Raw genomic sequence first — 15,130 nt, 5'->3', positions numbered from 1 at the left:
GGGCGACCAGGTCCAGGCTGGCGACACCGCCAGCACCCGCACGCCGGCCGGCGCCAGTTCCACCGCGAAGTTCTTGGTGATCTGCAGCAAGGCCGCCTTGGACGCCGGATAAATCGCGCGTCCGGCCGCGCCAAACTTGCCGCCGGTGCTGCCCATGTTCACCACCACGCCGCCGCGCGGCAGCCTCGGCGCGACGAGCTGGGTGAAGATCGCGGCCGACACCAGGTTGGTGTCCAGCGTCGCGTGCCATTGAGCGCGGCTGGAAGCCAGGCCCTGGTCGGCGTACTGGCAGGCGTTGTTGACCAGGATATCGATGCGGCCAAAGCTCGCCAGCGCGGCCTGGATGCAGCGCTCGATCTGCTCGTCCTGGCCGATGTCGGTCTCGCAATACAGCGCCCGCTCGCGCAGCTCATCCGCCAGCGCCTGGCCGGCCGGCGCATTGCGGCCGACCAGCACCACGTTGGCGCCGGCCGCGGCCAGCCCGCGCGCGATGTCCGCGCCCAGCCCCTGCGTGCTGCCGGTGACGATGGCGGTCTTGCCGGCCAGGCCGGGAAAGCCCTTGAAATCCATGACGTATCCTTGTTCAGTGCGCGGCTGCCCAGCGCATGGCCTCGGCCACCGAGCCGGTCTGCGCGATCAGCCGCATGCTGGCCAGCGACGCATCGTGCACCGCCGGGTCGGCCGAGGCGCAGGCGTCCTCGGCCACCATCACATTGAAACCGATATCGGCGGCGTGGCGCACCGTGCCCTCGACCACCGAATGCGTGGCCACGCCCGCCACCACCAGCCGGCGCGCGCCCAGCACGCGCAGCGTCTCTTCCAGCGGCGTGCCGTAGAAGGCGCTGATGCGCGTGTGCTTGACCACGAACTCGCGCGCGCTGCCGGCCAGCGGCTGCAGGCCCTCGTAGAACGCGCTGCCCCACTGCCCTTCCGGCACCGCGCCGATGGCCGCCACGTTGCGGAAGATATCGCAGTTGGCCAGCAGGTCGGCGTAGTCGGGCCGGAAGGCGATGCGCACGTGCACGATGGGCAGGCCGCCCATGCGCGCACCCCGCAGCAGGTCGGAAGCGCCGCGCAGCAGCCGCTGGCGCGTGCTGCCGTCGCCGTCCAGGCCGACACGGATCTTGCCTTCCGGATGCAGCACATCGTTCTGGTAGTGCAGGGCCAGCACGGCCACGTCTGCCGCGTTCATGGCTGGCTCCCGCAAGCCTGGCCGGCGCCGCGCGGTGTATGCAGGCAAACCCTCACACGAACACCTCGAACGCGTCATGCGCGTCATCGCAATTGACCAGGTCCACGCGCTTCATGCGGATGCGCCAGCCGTCGCCGTCGGCGGCCAGCTTGTGGGTATAGCGTCCGGCCAGCTGGCGCGGCTGGCGCTTGCGCCATTCGGTCATCTGGAAGGCCGAATGCACCACCAGGTTGCCGCCCGCGTCCACGCCCTCGACCTGCACCCCGCCCACCAGCCGCACGCTGCGCGTCGGCGGCTGTTGCGACCAGTTGCGCGGGTGCTCCAGCCGGCGGATGCGCACATCGCGCAGCATGCGGTCTTCCCAGAACAGCGAGACGTGATCGTAGGGACTCTTCTGCCCCGGCACGCGCGGCATCCAGTACATGCCGTCCTCGGTCCACAGCGCATGCCAGTCGGCATAGCGCCGCTCGTCCAGCAGCCGCGCCTCGCGGTAGAGGAACTGGGCGATGCGGTGATAGGCCTCGGCCGGCACGTCCGCCGGCTTGAGATTGTCGGTATCGACGTCGAAATCCAGGTCTAGCAGCATGCGCCTTCTCCCTGCGCGGACGATGCCAGCGCCACGGGGCCGGCCTGCATGTAGTCGCGCCAGGCGCGGAACTGGTTGCGCATGGGCAATTCGCTGGTGCCGTTGACCGACACCATGCCTTGTTCGTCGCTGCGGTCGGTGCCGTGATAGCGGTGCATGCTGACCCATTCGCCGCCGCGCGTGGCATTGCCTTCCTGGCAGCGGTTGTACAGCTCGATGTCGTCCGGCATGACGTTGGAGGACGGCGAGTTGATCACGTTGGCGTACAGCATGGCGCGCTTGAACACGCCGTCCGGCGCGCCCTTGCAGCGGAAGGTCTGGATCTCGATCAGCGTGCGGTCCACGGCCACTGGCCGGATCACGCGGAACTGCTGGAACACGGTATGGGGCGAGCCGCTGCCGTAGATCACGGTGTTGTGCCGGTTCATGCCCAGCACCTGGCGCGCCTTGTCCTCGCCATAGGCCGCCGCCAGCGTCTCGAAGTGCGCCCGCGAAACCGGATCGCGCTCGGCCGCGCCGGGGTTGAAGATGCCTTCCATGTAGCCGTGGCCGTTCGGGTAGGCGCGCAGTTCCAGCTTTTCCCAGAATTCGTAGGGTTCGCCGTTGCCGTCCATGATGTGCAGCTCGAACGGCATCTCGCCCATTTCCTTGGCTTCGTCGCGCGCGGCGGCGAACGAGGACTCATGCGTGACGCGGGCGTGCATGGTGTCGTGCAGGTTCTCGTAGAACACCTTCCAGTTCGAGCGCTGCATCACGCGGAACACGCCGCCGGCCACCTCCACTTCGCCCACCGGCGAACGGTCGCAGAGATTGTCGATGGACGAGCGCACGCCGCCCAGGAAGTCCTCCAGCGCCGGCCCCTCGGCCGACTGGCTGGCGAACACGAAGCCCCGGTAGCTGTCCACCCGCGCCAGGCGGCGCATCGAGAACGTGGGGTCGGCCGGGTCATAGGACGTGCCTTCCAGGCCCTGCTTGAGCGGTACGCCCAGGTGGCTGCCGTCCAGCTTGAAGGTCCAGGCATGGTACGGGCAGCGGAAGAACTTGCCCGCGCAGCCTTCGCCGTCGGCCACCACCTTGGCGCCCTTGTGCGGGCAGCGGTTGTACAGCACGTGCACGCGTCCGTCGGCCGCGCGCACCATCAGCACGTCCTGGTCGCCCAGGCGGGTGGTGTGATAGTCGCCCGTCCTGGGCACCTGGCTTTCATGTCCCACGTAGATCCAGGCGCGTCCGTAGATGCGCTCCATCTCCATGTCGAAGATCGCCGGATCGGTATAGACGCCGCGGTGCACGCTGTCGCCGCGCACCATCGCGGCCAATTGCTCTTCGCTGTATGCCATGTCCATCTCCTACTTTTTCTCGCTCTCGCGCCAGCGCGCCATCAGCGTGTTGGACGGCAAGGTCTCGTCCAGCAGCTTGCGCGCGGTCTCGGCGCCGGCCACCGGCAAGCCCTGCGGGTCGAGCAGGCCCACCTGCACCAGCACGCTGGCCTGGTCCCAATAGATGTGTTCGTGATAGAGCTTGTCGCCACGGAACTTCACGATCGCCACCAGCGGGATCTCGACGTACTTGCCGGTGGGCGGCACGCCGGGCAGCATCCAGTCGATCTCGGTGGTGTGGGTGAAGCAGAACAGCAGCTCGTCGACGATCTGCGTGGCGCCCACGGTGCGCGACAGCGGCACCAGCCGCGTGTCGGGCGGGTTGCTGTTGACGAAATGATGCTGGTAGAAGCGCGACAGCTCCTTGTGGCCCACGCCGCCGGTCATGGTGGGGATGTGGTTCACATAGGGCTCGGCCACCATGGTGGCCATGGTCGCGGCCACGTCGCGGGTGCCGAATTCGTATTCGCAGTGCTTGTCCCACAGATGCGAGTAGTCGAACTCCGGTCCGATCGCGCGTTGCAGGGCCGCCATGCTGCGCTGGTGCGCCATCATCGCGGCGGGCTTGTCGTAGTGCGCGCCGCCGGTGCGGGCGAAGGCGTGGTCCAGGCCCGGATACACGTACAGCTCCACGCCGGGCTTGCCGCCCAGCGCCGCCAGGATGCGCTCGCGCGCCTCGGGCGGACAGAAGCCGTCGCGCTCGGCGATGTGCAGCACCAGCCGGCCGCGCAGCCTGGACGCTTCCTCCAGGCTGTTCTCGATGCCGACGCCGTAGTAGCCCACGGCCACGTCCACGTCGCAGCGGCAGGCCGCCAGATAGGCCAGCTTGCCGCCCAGGCAGTAGCCCAGCGCGCCCACGCCGCCCTTGAGCTCGGGCAGCGCGCGCAGCGCCGCCACCGCCGAGCCGATGTCGCGCACGCCCAGATCCTCGTTGAAGCCCTGGTACAGCGCGAAGGCGCGCGGCATGTCTTCCGGACCGTCGGTCAGTTCGATGCCGGGCTGCTGCCGCCAGAACAGATCCGGCGCCAGCACCACATAGCCTTCCTCGGCCAGCCGCTCGGCGGTCTGGCGCACGAAGCCGTTCAGGCCGAAGATCTCCTGGCACAGCACCAGGCCAGGGCCGCTGCCCGAGGCCGGCACGGCCAGGTAGCCCTCGAACTCGCCGCCGTCATGCGCGGCGATGCGTATCCGCCGGGTCGTCACGTTCACACTCATGTATCTCTCCTTCTATCTCTATTCAAACTGGGCCAGCAAACCACTCGCCCCGCATAAGCAGATGCCACGTCACCCAGGCCGCGCGGAGCCGGCTCCGCCGGTCCGCTGCGGCGCCCCCCCCTGGGGGGAAGCGCGCAGCGCTTCGGGGGGGGTCTACCGCATTTGGCAGGATGCGGCGAACGGGTCCTGGTACTGCGTCAGCACCGTGCCCGACAGCTTGTTCGCCGGCTTGCCGTCCGCGCCGGCCTCGATGATCCGCAGGTAGTAGTTCTGGATGGGGTACTGGTTGCGGTTGAACTTGAAATCGCCGCGCACCGACTTGAAATCGGCGCGGCGCAGGGCCGGACGCAGCGTGTCCGCGTCCAGCTTGCCGCCGGTCTGGCGCACCGCGCTGTCCAGCAGCATGGCGGCGTCGTAGCCCTGCGAGGCGTACAGCGTCGGCATGCGCTTGTAGGTCTTCTTGAAATCCTCGACGAACTTGCGATTGGCGGGATTGTCCAGGTCCGCCGCCCATTGCGCGGTGTTGCGCAGGCCCTTGATCGGCTCGCCCACGGCGGCGATGGTGTCCTCGTCGCCCGAGAAGCCCGGCGCCAGCAGCGCGATCTCCTGGCCCAGTCCGGCGCCATTGAACTGCTTGATGAAGTTCACGCCCATGCCGCCCGGCAGGAAGAAGAACACCGCGTCCGGCTTGCTGGCGCGCAGGCGGGTGATCTCCACGCCGTAGTCCAGCTGGCCCAGCTGCGTATAGATTTCTTCGGACAGGCCGCCCTTGTACAGGCGCTTGAAGCCGTTGAGCGATTCGCGCCCGCCGGGATAGTCGGGCGCGATCAGCGCCACGCGCTTGTAACCCTGGTCGGCCGCGTACTTGCCCATGGCCGCCGGGATGTCCTCGTTCTGCCAGGCCACCGCGAAGAAATTCGGATTACAGCCGGCGCCGGCGTAGTTCTCGGGGCCGGTGTTGGTGCTGAGGTAGATCGTGCCCGATTGCAGGATGGCGGGCATCACCGGCAGCAGCACGTTCGAGAACACGATGCCGGTCATCACGTCGACCTTGTCGCGCTTGAGCAGGCGTTCGACGGCCTGGCGGCCGGCGTCGGCCTTCTGCTGGTCGTCGGCCACCACCACCTCGGCCGGCAGGCCGCCGAGCTTGCCGCCCGTATGTTGCAGCGCCAGATTGAAGCCGTCGCGGATTTCATTGCCCAGGGCCGCGCCCGGACCCGACAAGGTGGTCAGCATGCCCACCTTGACCTTGTCCGCCGCCACGGCGCCCGCCGCCGCTCCCATGCACACCAGCACGGCCAGCGCGCGCCGGCCCCAGAGATTGCGATTCATGAGTCACCCCGTTTTGTCGCGCCGGCCCCGCCGGCGTCAGACTGGCAGAATCCGTCTGCCGCGGTCCGCGCATGCCGCTCGCCAGGAATCGCCAGCTTACGCGCCGCCGCGCCACGCACCAACCCAGGCCCGCCTGCGCGGGATCCCAGGCCTCTTGCGCTAGCGTAGGCCGCCCGACCGCCCCGCTCTATCCGAAAAGCGGCGGCTTTATCCGGGATTCACTTAATTCCCAATCCTTGACCTTTAAATTACTCTGGGTGCGCAGGCGGGGTGTCCCGCGTTCCGGAGGCATCCATGCGCGGCTGGTCCCCCCTAGAGCTGGCGCCCTTGTTCGAGCGGCGCGTATTCAGCTCCACGCAACAAGACGAGACGCGTGCGCTCGTCTCGGAAACGCTCAAGGAACACCGGCTGACCTGGAAAGGCGGACGGGTCGACGCGCGCCTGAACCGCGGCCGCTTCGGCGCGCTGACGGTCTGTACCTTGCGCTACGGAGCCGAAGTCCAGATCGAACCCGACAAGCTGCAGGATTTCATGCTGGTGCAGGTGCCGCTGCGCGGGCGCGCCCGCATCGACTGCGGCGGCGTCCAGGTGGACGCCGATCCGGCCTGTGCCGCGGTCATCGCGCCCAACCGGCCGCTGCGGCTGCACTGGGAGGCCGGCTGCGAACAACTGCTGTTGAAGATCCCGCGCGGCAAGCTGGACGCCATCGGCCAGCGCGCCTTCGGCGAGGCCGCGCTGCGGCCGCTGGACTTCAGCCCCGCGCTGCGGCTGGACCATCCCGTGGGCGCCGCCTGGCGCAGCATGATGGGCGGCCTGATCCCCCTGCTGCCCACGCTGGACGACGGCGCGCCGCGCCCGCCGGCCGCCTGGCTGGACCAGCTCGAGGACACGCTGGTGCTGCACCTGCTGTACAACCAGCCCAACACTTGGCGCGGCGGACCGGCGGCCACACCGCCACGCCGCCTGGCGCTGGCCGAGGCCTATATGCGCGCGCACCTGGCCGCGCCCATGACGCTCAAGGACATCGCCCGCCATGCCGGCGCCAGCGACACGGCGCTGACCCGGCTGTTCCAGGAACACCGCGACACCACGCCCATGAACGCGCTGCGCGCGCTGCGGTTGGACGCGGCGCGCCAGCGCCTGCTGGACGGCGCCTGCGCCAACGTCACCGAGGCGGCGCTGGCGGTGGGCTTTGGCCACCTGGGCAGGGTTTCGGAGTACTACAGGGAAAGATTCGGCGAACTGCCCAGGCAGACCTTGCGCCTGGCGCAGTGATCGCGGGTACGTGGGCACGCGGCCCGCGCTGGCTCCAGCGCCCGCCATCCCGTACCGGGTGCCGGCCCGGGAAACTGGACGGCGGACGACCGGAGCCTGCAGCGCCAGGCCGGCGCGACAGGCCGCCCGGCGCGTTGAACAGGATCAGGCCGGCACGACGGCCGTGACTTCGATCTCGACCTTGGCGCGATCCTCGACCAGGTCCGCGACCTCCACCGCCGTCATGGCCGGGAAATGCCGGCCGATCAGTTCGCGGTAGTGCTTGCCGATGGCCGGGTAGGCCGCCACGTATTCGTTCTTGTCGGTGACGTACCAGGTCATGCGCACGATGTGCTCCGGCTTGGCGCCGCCTTCGGCCAGGATGGCGACGATGTTCGCCAGGGTCTGGCGCACCTGGTCCGCCAGGTCATCCGACTCGAATTGCTGCTGTCCGTTCCAGCCGACCTGGCCGCCCACGAACACCAGCTTGCTGCCCACCGTCATCTCGGCAAGGATTCCATTTGAATAGCCACGGGGCGCCATCCAATCCGGCGGTTGCAGAATCTTCATAACGTCTCATCCTATTATCAAAAAAACACTCTGGAAAAGGCTGGCGCGCGCTCAGGCGGCGGGCGCCAGATAGGCCCGCATCCGCTCGCGCAGATCGTCGGGCAGGGGCGTGGACTTCATGCTGCGCAAGTCCACGGTCACGATGGTCAGGGTGGCCGACAGCCGCAGCTGCCCGTCCGGCCCCTCGAAGCGCACCAGCGCCTTGAACGAGGCGCCGCCGATGCGCTGCACCTCCAGCGTCTGGCGCAGCCGTTCATGCCAGCGGCTGGGCGCGGTGAAGTCGCACTGCACCGAGGCCGTGGGCGTGCCGATCCGGCGCTCCACGTGCAGCGCATGGAAAGGCAGGCCCATGCCCTTGTCGAACCATTCCTCGACGAAGTCGTTGATCATCTCGAAATAGCGCGGATAGAACACGATGCCAGCCGGATCGCAATGGCGGAACCGCACTTCCACCTGGCTGACGAACGGATTTCCCATGTTGGCTCCTGCTTGCCTTGTCGCCGCTCAGGCCATCTTGCGCAGCGCGAAGCGCTGCAGCTTGCCGGTCTCGGTGCGCGGCAGCGCATCCACGAACTCAATGGCGCGCGGGTACTTGTAGGGCGCGATATTGGCCTTGACGAAGGCCTGCAGTTCGGCCACCAGCGCATCGCCCGGCTCGAAGCCCGGCTTGAGCACCACGAAGGCCTTGACCACCTGGCCGCGCTCGTCGCAGGGCGCGCCGACCACACCGCACTCGGCCACGGCCGGATGGCGCAGCAGCGCGTCCTCGACCTCGGGACCGGCGATGTTGTAGCCCGCCGACACGATCATGTCGTCGTTGCGCGCCTGGTAGAAGAGATAGCCGTCGTCATCCTGCACGAAGGTGTCGCCCGGCAGGTTCCAGCCGGCCTGCACGAAGCGCCGCTGGCGCTCGTCGGCCAGGTATCGGCAGCCCGTGGGACCCTTGATGGCCAGCCGGCCGGCGGTGCCGTTGGGCAGCGGATTCATGTCGTCGTCCACGATCTGCGCGATGTAGCCAGGCACCACGCGGCCGATAGCGCCGCGGCGCACCTCGTCCGGCGGGCTGGACACGAACACGTGGATCATCTCGGTGCCGCCGATGCCGTCGATCATCTCCAGGCCGCTGGCCTGCTTCCACAGCTGGCGGGTGGCATCGGGCAAGGCCTCGCCCGCCGACACGCTCTTCTTGAGCGAGGACAGGTCGTACTTGCCGGCCAGCGCCGCCATCTGGCGGTAGAAGGTGGGCGCGGTGAACACGATGGTGGCGCGGAAATCCTGGATCAGCTGCAGCAGGCTGTCGGGCGACAGCTTCTCGGCCAGCACCGTGCTGGCGCCCACGCGCAGCGGGAAGCACAGCAGTCCGCCCAGGCCGAAGGTGAAGGCCAGCGGCGGCGTGCCGCAGAACACATCGTCCGGTCCCGGCTTGATCACGTGCTTGGGGAACAGGTCGCACATGGCCAGCACATCGCGATGGAAGTGCATGCAGCCCTTGGGCGCGCCGGTGGTGCCGCTGGTGAAGGCGATCAGGCAGACATCGTCAGCCGAGGTGTCGCAAGCCTGGAAATCGTCGGCCTTGGTCGCGGCCAGCGCGTCCAGCGAGGCCGGACCCTGGTCATTGAAATACACGACCTGCCGCAGGCCGGCGCAATGGTGCTCGTGGTCCTTCTGCAGGCAAAACTCGGCCTCGTCCTTCAGGCGCACGTCGCACAACGCCGCCTGGATCTGCGCCTTGTCGATGATCTGCTTGAGTTCCTTGGCGCGCAGCAGCGGCATGGTGGGCACGGTGACCAGCCCGGCCTTGATGGCGGCCAGCCACGCGGCGGCCATCATGGGATTGTTCGGGCCGCGCAGCAGCAGCCGGTTGCCCGGCACCAGCTTCATGTCCTCGACCAGCACATGGGCGATGCGGTTGGTCAGCGCCGCCAGCTCGCCGTAGGTCATGGCCGCCGGCTTGCCGTCCCGGGACCAGCGCAGCGCCACGCGCTCGCCGTGGCCGCGTTCGACCATGGCGTCCACCAGTTCCACCGCGCAGTTCATGCGCTTGGGATAGGCCACGTCGGGGCCGTCGAGCAGGAATTCAGGCCATAGCTCGCCCGGGGGCAGGTTGTCCCGGGCGAAAGTGTCGATGTGGGCGGATGTTTCCATGAAAACCCCTTGCCGTCTGTGCTGTGCTGTGTGGTTTGGTGGCGTGGCCTGATCCCGCGGATGCTCTGCGGCGTCCGTCAGGATTTCAGTAGTTCACGGGCAATGATCAACTTCTGGACTTCGGTGGCGCCCTCGTAGATGCGCAGCGCCCGGATCTCGCGGTACAGCTTTTCCACCGGCATGCCGGAAACCACGCCCGCGCCGCCGAACATCTGCAACGCGCGGTCGATCACGGCCTGGGCCGATTCGGTGGCGGTCATCTTGGCCATCGCGGCCTCGCGCGTGGTGCGCTGCTTCTGCACGTCGCGCATCCAGGCGGCGCGGTAGGTCAGCAGCGCCGAGGAATCGATGGCGGTGGCCATGTCGCCCAGCGCCGCCTGCGTCAGCTGCAGGTCGGCCAGCGTCTGGCCGAACATGCGGCGCGACTTGGCCCGTTCCAGCCCCTCGTCCAGCGCGCGGCGGGCGAAGCCCAGCGCCGCCGCCGCCACCGAGGCGCGGAAGATGTCCAGCGTCATCATGGCCAGCTTGAAGCCCTGCCCCGGCTCGCCCAGCCGCTGCGTGACGGGGATGCGGCAGTTGTCGAAGGTGATCGTGGCCAGCGGATGCGGGGCGATCAGGTCGATGCGCTCGCTGACCTCGAAGCCCGGCGCGTCGGCGTCCACGACAAAGGCGCTGATGCCGCGCGCGCCCGGCGCCTCGCCGGTGCGCGCGAACACGCAATAGAAATCGGCGATGCCGCCGTTGGAGATCCAGGTCTTGGCGCCGTTGAGCACATAGGCGTCGCCGTCCAGCCGGGCTTCGCAGGCCAGCGCGGCCACGTCGGAACCGGCCTCGGGCTCGGACAGCGCGAAAGCGGCGATGGCCTCGCCGCGCGCCACGCGCGGCAGGTAGCGCGCGCGCAGCGCATCGGAACCCATCAGCGAAATCGCGCCGCTGCCCAGGCCCTGCATGGCGAAGGCGAAGTCCGCCAGCCCTTCATGGCGCGCGAGCGTTTCGCGCAGGATGCAGACCGAGCGCGAATCGACCTCGGGCAGTGCGCCGCCCCAGTTCCCGTCGGGACCGCCGGCGACCGCGTAGCGCAGCCAACCGGCCTCGCCCATGGCCTTGACCAGCTTGCGGCAGGCGGCGTCCGCGTCATGGTGATCGACCTCGCCCAGCGAACGCTCGCACCAGGCGTCGACCTCGTGCGCCAAGGCGCGGTGCCGTTCGTCGAAAAAGGGCCAGTCCAGCCAGCTTGCATCACGCATTTCAGTTTCCTTCGAATATCGGCTTTTGCTTGGCGACGAAGGCCTCGTAGGCGCGATGGAAATCGCGCGTCTGCATGCAGATGGCCTGGGCCTCGGCCTCGGCCTCGATGGCCTCGTCCACGCCCATGTTCCATTCCTGATGCAGCAGCTTCTTGGTCACGCCGTGCGCGAAGGTCGGGCCGGCGGCCAGCTGCGCGGCCAGCGCCTGGGCGGCATCGAGCAGCCCGGCGCCATCGTGCAGCGCGTTGAAGAAGCCCCAGCTGGCGCCCTCTTCAGCCGTCATGGCGCGGCCGGTGTACAGCAGTTCCGACGCGCGGCCCTGGCCGATCATGCGCGGCAGCAGCGTGCAGGCGCCCATGTCTGCGCCGGCCAGGCCGACGCGGGTGAACAGGAAGGCGGTGCGCGCGGCCGGCGTGCCCAGGCGCATGTCCGAGGCCAGCGCGATCATGGCGCCGGCGCCGGCGCAAATGCCGTCCACCGCCGCCACGATGGGCTGCGGGCAGGCGCGCATGGCCTTGACCAGATCGCCCGTCATGCGGGTGAAGTCCAGCAGCTCGGGCATGCTCATCCTGGTCAGCGGGCCGATGATCTCGTGGACGTCGCCGCCAGAGCAGAAATTGCCGCCCGCGCCCGTCACCACCACGACCTTGATGTCGGTGGCGTAGACCAGCGCGCGGAACAGGTCGCGCAGCTCGGCGTAGGAATCGAAGGTCAGCGGATTCTTGCGCTCGGGCCGGTTCAGCGTGATGGTGGCGACCTTGCCGTCCGCAGACACCTGCCACAGGAACGTCTTCGCCTGGTAGCCGGCGAGCGGACGCTTGTGGTGCTTCATGGTGTGTTCTTCGGTCTGCGTGCTCATGGTGTCTCCGTTTCTGTATGCAAGGGGTGGGCGCCGGCTCAGCCGGTCATCACTTCGCCGCCGTCCACGGCGATGGCCTGGCCGTTGATCGAGGCGCTGGCCGGCAGGGCCAGCCAGGCGACCGTCTCGGCCACTTCCTCGGGCTGCACCAGGCGGCCCTGCGGGTTGCGCTCGGCCAGCTTGGCGCGGGCGGCGTCCGGCGTCATGCCGGTCTTGTCGACGATGTTGGCGACGGCGCCGCGCACGATGTCGGTCTCGGTGTAGCCGGGGCAGACCGCGTTCACGGTCACGCCCTTCCGCGCGGTTTCCAGCGCCAGCGAGCGCGTCAGGCCGATCACGCCGTGCTTGGCGGCGCAGTAGGCGCTGACATAGGCATAGCCGATCAGGCCGGCGGTGCTGGCGACGTTGATCACCCGGCCCCAACCCGCCGCCAGCATGCCCGGCAGCGCCGCCTGGACGCAGTGGAAGGTGCCGGTCAGGTTGACCGCCAGCATGTTCTGCCACAGCGCGGCATCGGTGCGCTCGAACTTCTGGCTGACCGCCTGGCCGGCGTTGTTCACCAGGATGTGCACCGGGCCGAAGGCGGCCTCGGCCTGCGCGAAGGCCTGCCGCACCGAGGCTTCGTCGGCGATGTCGGCGCTGACGGCCTGGGCCTGGCCCAGGCTCGCCAGCCCCCCGACGGCGCTGTCCAGCGCCGCGCCGTCGCGGCCCAGCAGCGTGACGCGGGCGCCGCGCGCCAGCAGCGCGCGGGCGCAGGCCAAGCCGATGCCGCGGGCGCCGCCCGTCACCAGCGCATGGCGGCCCGCCAGGGGCAATGCAAGTTCACTCATTTGACGTCCAGTTGCGCCATGGCGGCGGCGCGCTCGAAGTTGGTTTCCAGCTGGCGCTTGCCGGCGAAATATTGGCTGGGCCAGGTCACGTCACGATAGCCCACGCGGGCGGCTTCGCGCAGCGTCCAGGACGCGTCGGCCAGGTGCGGACGAGCCAGCGCGCACAGGTCGGCGCGGCCGGACGCGATGATGGCGTTGGCGTGGTCGGCCTCGAAGATCGCGCCCACGGCGATGGTGGGAATGCCGGCCTCGTTGCGCACGCGGTCGGCGAAGGGCGTCTGGAACATGCGGCCGTAGACGGGCTTCTCGGCCTTGCTGACCTGGCCGGACGAGCAGTCGATCATGTCCGCGCCGGCGGCCTTGAAGCGGCGCGCGATCTCGACCGCGTCGTCGGGGGTGATGCCGCCCTCGACCCAGTCGTGCGCCGAGATCCGCACCGACATGGGCTTGTCCTCGGGCCAGGCGGCGCGCACCGCGTGGAACACTTCCAGTGGGTAGCGCAGCCGGTTCTCCAGGCTGCCGCCGTATTCGTCGTCGCGCTGGTTGGTCAGGGGCGAGATGAAGCTGGACAGCAGGTAGCCGTGGGCGCAGTGCAGCTCCAGCCAGTCGAAACCGGCGGCCACGGCCCGCTTGGTGGCGGCCACGAAGTTGTCGCGCACCTGGTCCATGTCGGCGCGCGTCATGGCGCGCGGCGTCTGCGACACGCCCTCGATATAGGGCAGCGCCGAGGCCGACAGCAACGGCCAGTTGCCTTCGGCCAGCGGATGGTCGATCTTCTGCCAGCCCAGCTGGGTCGAGCCCTTGCGCCCGGCGTGGCCGATCTGCACGCCGATGCGGGCGTCGCTGTTGCCGTGCACGAAGTCCACGATGCGCGTGAAGGCGCGCGCCTGATCGTCATTCCACAGGCCGGGGCATCCCGGGGTGATGCGCGCATCGGGCGAGACGCAGGTCATCTCCACCATCACCAGGCCGGCGCCGCCCATGGCGCGGCCGCCCAGGTGCACCAGGTGGAAGTCGCCCGGCACGCCGTCCTGGCAGGAATACATGGCCATGGGCGAGACCATGATGCGGTTCTTGAGCCGCACGCCGCGCGCCTGGTAGGGCGTGAGCATGGGCATGGCCGGACGCTGGCCGGCCGGGGCCGGCGCGCCGGCGCGCTCGGCGATCCAGCGCTCGAAGCCTTCCAGCCATGCCGGATCGCGCAGCCGCAGGTTCTCGTGCGAGATGCGCTGCGAGCGGGTCAGCAGCGAATAGGCGAACTGTTCAGGCTCCAGGCCGGCGTAGCGCTTGACGTTCTCGAACCATTCGGTGGAGTTGCGGGCGGCGTTCTGGATCTTCAGCACTTCCACGCTGCGCACTTCCTCGTAGTGCTTCAAGCCGTGTTCCACGCTGCCTTCGGCGCCGCTCAGGCAACGCGCCAGCTCGATGGAATCCTCCAGCGCCAGCTTGGTGCCCGAGCCGATGGAGAAGTGGGCGGTGTGGGCGGCGTCGCCCATCAGCACCACCGGCACGCGGCGTTCGCCACGGGCGGTGTCCAGCGTGTTCCAGTGGACCCAGGTATTGCAGATGACGCGCGGGAAGCGGATCCAGATGGCCGAGCCGCGCAGGTGCGAGGCGTTGCTCACCAGCGGATTGCCGTCCAGCCAGGGCGCGAACAGCTTTTCGCAATAGGCGATGCCCTCTTCCTGGCTCATTTGTTCGATGCCGGCGGCCTGCCAGGTTTCCTCGGGCGTTTCCACGATGAAGGTGGACATGCCGTCTTCGTAGCGGTAGGCGTGCGCCTGGAACCAGCCGTGCTCGGTCTGCACGAAGGCGAAGGTGAAGGCGTCGAAGACCTTTTTCGTGCCCAGCCAGACGAAGCGGCAGTTGCGCTGGTCGATGTCGGGGCGGAAGGTGTCGGCGTAGCGGGTGCGGATCTGGCTGTTGATGCCGTCCGAGGCGATCACCAGGTCGGCGTCGTACTCGCGGGCGATGGCCTGATCATCCTGGATGAACTGTTCGAACACCAGCTTGACGCCCACGTCCTCGCAGCGCGCCTGCAGGATGTTCAGCAGCTTCTTGCGGCCGATGCCGATGAAGCCGTGGCCGCCGCTGCGCAGGCTGCGGCCCTTGAAGTGGATGTCGATGTCGTCCCAGTGGTTGAAGGCGTCGCCGATGGTCTGGGCGGATACCGGATCGGCCTCGCGCAGGTTTTGCATGGTCGCGTCCGAGAACACCACGCCCCAGCCGAAGGTGTCGTACGGGCGGTTGCGCTCGATCACCGTGACTTCGTTGGCGGGGTCCTGCAACTTCATGAGCAGACCGAAATACAGGCCGGCGGGACCGCCGCCGATGCAGACTATTTTCATTGCCGTATGCACTCCATGGTGTGCGACGGGCGCTCTGGGTGTGCTGGAGCGGGGGCCGCAGATATTTAGGTCTGGATAGTTTAGGCTTGAAATATATACCCGAAATTGACCTATCGCAAATAGGGGAAGCGACAAGTCGGGATATCAAATGGGGACGAATTGCTGCGTGAAGCAGC

Annotated in this window: 14 protein-coding genes; 1 reads left to right on the top strand and 13 read right to left on the bottom strand. The window is 68.5% G+C overall.

All coding sequences use genetic code 11. The annotated features are described in order from the left end of the window. From KDH83_RS15365 to KDH83_RS15340, 6 genes are all read right to left on the bottom strand, one after another. Positions 1–570 (bottom strand): SDR family NAD(P)-dependent oxidoreductase (locus KDH83_RS15365; protein ID WP_212317324.1); only part of this gene is annotated, 570 nt, incomplete at its 3' end. Between the two features lie 13 nt (positions 571–583). After that, positions 584–1,192 (bottom strand): cysteine hydrolase, encoded by a 609-nt coding sequence (locus KDH83_RS15360; RefSeq protein WP_212317322.1) that lies wholly within the window; start codon positions 1,190–1,192, stop codon positions 584–586. A 52-nt stretch (positions 1,193–1,244) separates the two neighbouring features. Next, positions 1,245–1,778, bottom strand: a complete 534-nt coding sequence (locus KDH83_RS15355) for an aromatic-ring-hydroxylating dioxygenase subunit beta (RefSeq protein WP_212317319.1) — start codon at positions 1,776–1,778, stop codon at positions 1,245–1,247. Next, positions 1,769–3,115: an aromatic ring-hydroxylating dioxygenase subunit alpha gene (locus KDH83_RS15350; protein ID WP_212317318.1), complete on the bottom strand. Its 1,347-nt coding sequence runs from the start codon at positions 3,113–3,115 to the stop codon at positions 1,769–1,771. The genes KDH83_RS15355 and KDH83_RS15350 overlap by 10 nt, the downstream gene beginning before the upstream one ends. Positions 3,116–3,124: 9 nt before the next feature. Next, on the bottom strand, positions 3,125–4,369 hold the full coding sequence (locus KDH83_RS15345) for a dienelactone hydrolase family protein (RefSeq protein WP_212317316.1): 1,245 nt from the start codon (positions 4,367–4,369) through the stop codon (positions 3,125–3,127). 153 nt (positions 4,370–4,522) lie between these two features. Then, the gene (locus KDH83_RS15340; protein WP_212317314.1) at positions 4,523–5,701 is read right to left on the bottom strand and encodes an ABC transporter substrate-binding protein; all 1,179 of its coding nucleotides are present in this window, start codon (positions 5,699–5,701) and stop codon (positions 4,523–4,525) included. A 294-nt stretch (positions 5,702–5,995) separates the two neighbouring features. Here KDH83_RS15340 and KDH83_RS15335 point away from each other — a divergent pair, with 294 nt between their 5' ends. Beyond that, a complete protein-coding gene (locus KDH83_RS15335; RefSeq protein WP_212317312.1) occupies positions 5,996–6,976 on the top strand; it encodes an AraC family transcriptional regulator in 981 nt (326 codons plus the stop codon). Between the two features lie 144 nt (positions 6,977–7,120). On the opposite strand, the gene KDH83_RS15330 is transcribed toward KDH83_RS15335, so the two are convergent. The 7 genes from KDH83_RS15330 to KDH83_RS15300 all read right to left on the bottom strand — a co-directional run bounded on the left by KDH83_RS15330 (position 7,121) and on the right by KDH83_RS15300 (position 14,954). Continuing rightward, positions 7,121–7,525: a RidA family protein gene (locus KDH83_RS15330; protein ID WP_103272306.1), complete on the bottom strand. Its 405-nt coding sequence runs from the start codon at positions 7,523–7,525 to the stop codon at positions 7,121–7,123. Positions 7,526–7,576: 51 nt separating this feature from the next. Next, positions 7,577–8,002: a thioesterase family protein gene (locus KDH83_RS15325; RefSeq protein WP_103272305.1), complete on the bottom strand. Its 426-nt coding sequence runs from the start codon at positions 8,000–8,002 to the stop codon at positions 7,577–7,579. A gap of 27 nt (positions 8,003–8,029) precedes the next feature. Beyond that, positions 8,030–9,670: an AMP-binding protein gene (locus KDH83_RS15320; protein ID WP_212317310.1), complete on the bottom strand. Its 1,641-nt coding sequence runs from the start codon at positions 9,668–9,670 to the stop codon at positions 8,030–8,032. Between the two features lie 77 nt (positions 9,671–9,747). Beyond that, the gene (locus KDH83_RS15315) at positions 9,748–10,917 is read right to left on the bottom strand and encodes an acyl-CoA dehydrogenase family protein (protein ID WP_212317308.1); all 1,170 of its coding nucleotides are present in this window, start codon (positions 10,915–10,917) and stop codon (positions 9,748–9,750) included. Between the two features lies 1 nt (position 10,918). Further along, the gene (locus tag KDH83_RS15310) at positions 10,919–11,776 is read right to left on the bottom strand and encodes an enoyl-CoA hydratase family protein (RefSeq protein WP_212317306.1); all 858 of its coding nucleotides are present in this window, start codon (positions 11,774–11,776) and stop codon (positions 10,919–10,921) included. Positions 11,777–11,814: 38 nt separating this feature from the next. Next, on the bottom strand, positions 11,815–12,606 hold the full coding sequence (locus KDH83_RS15305; protein WP_212317299.1) for an SDR family NAD(P)-dependent oxidoreductase: 792 nt from the start codon (positions 12,604–12,606) through the stop codon (positions 11,815–11,817). Further along, positions 12,603–14,954, bottom strand: coding sequence for a bifunctional salicylyl-CoA 5-hydroxylase/oxidoreductase (locus KDH83_RS15300; protein ID WP_212317297.1), 2,352 nt, complete (start codon positions 14,952–14,954; stop codon positions 12,603–12,605). The genes KDH83_RS15305 and KDH83_RS15300 overlap by 4 nt, the downstream gene beginning before the upstream one ends. Positions 14,955–15,130 lie beyond the last annotated feature (176 nt).

It is taken from the genome of Achromobacter sp. Marseille-Q0513, assembly GCF_018195695.1.
Taxonomy (GTDB): domain Bacteria; phylum Pseudomonadota; class Gammaproteobacteria; order Burkholderiales; family Burkholderiaceae_B; genus Achromobacter.
Note: the sequence above shows the minus strand (reverse complement) of the source record. Positions and strands in the feature narration are given on the sequence as shown.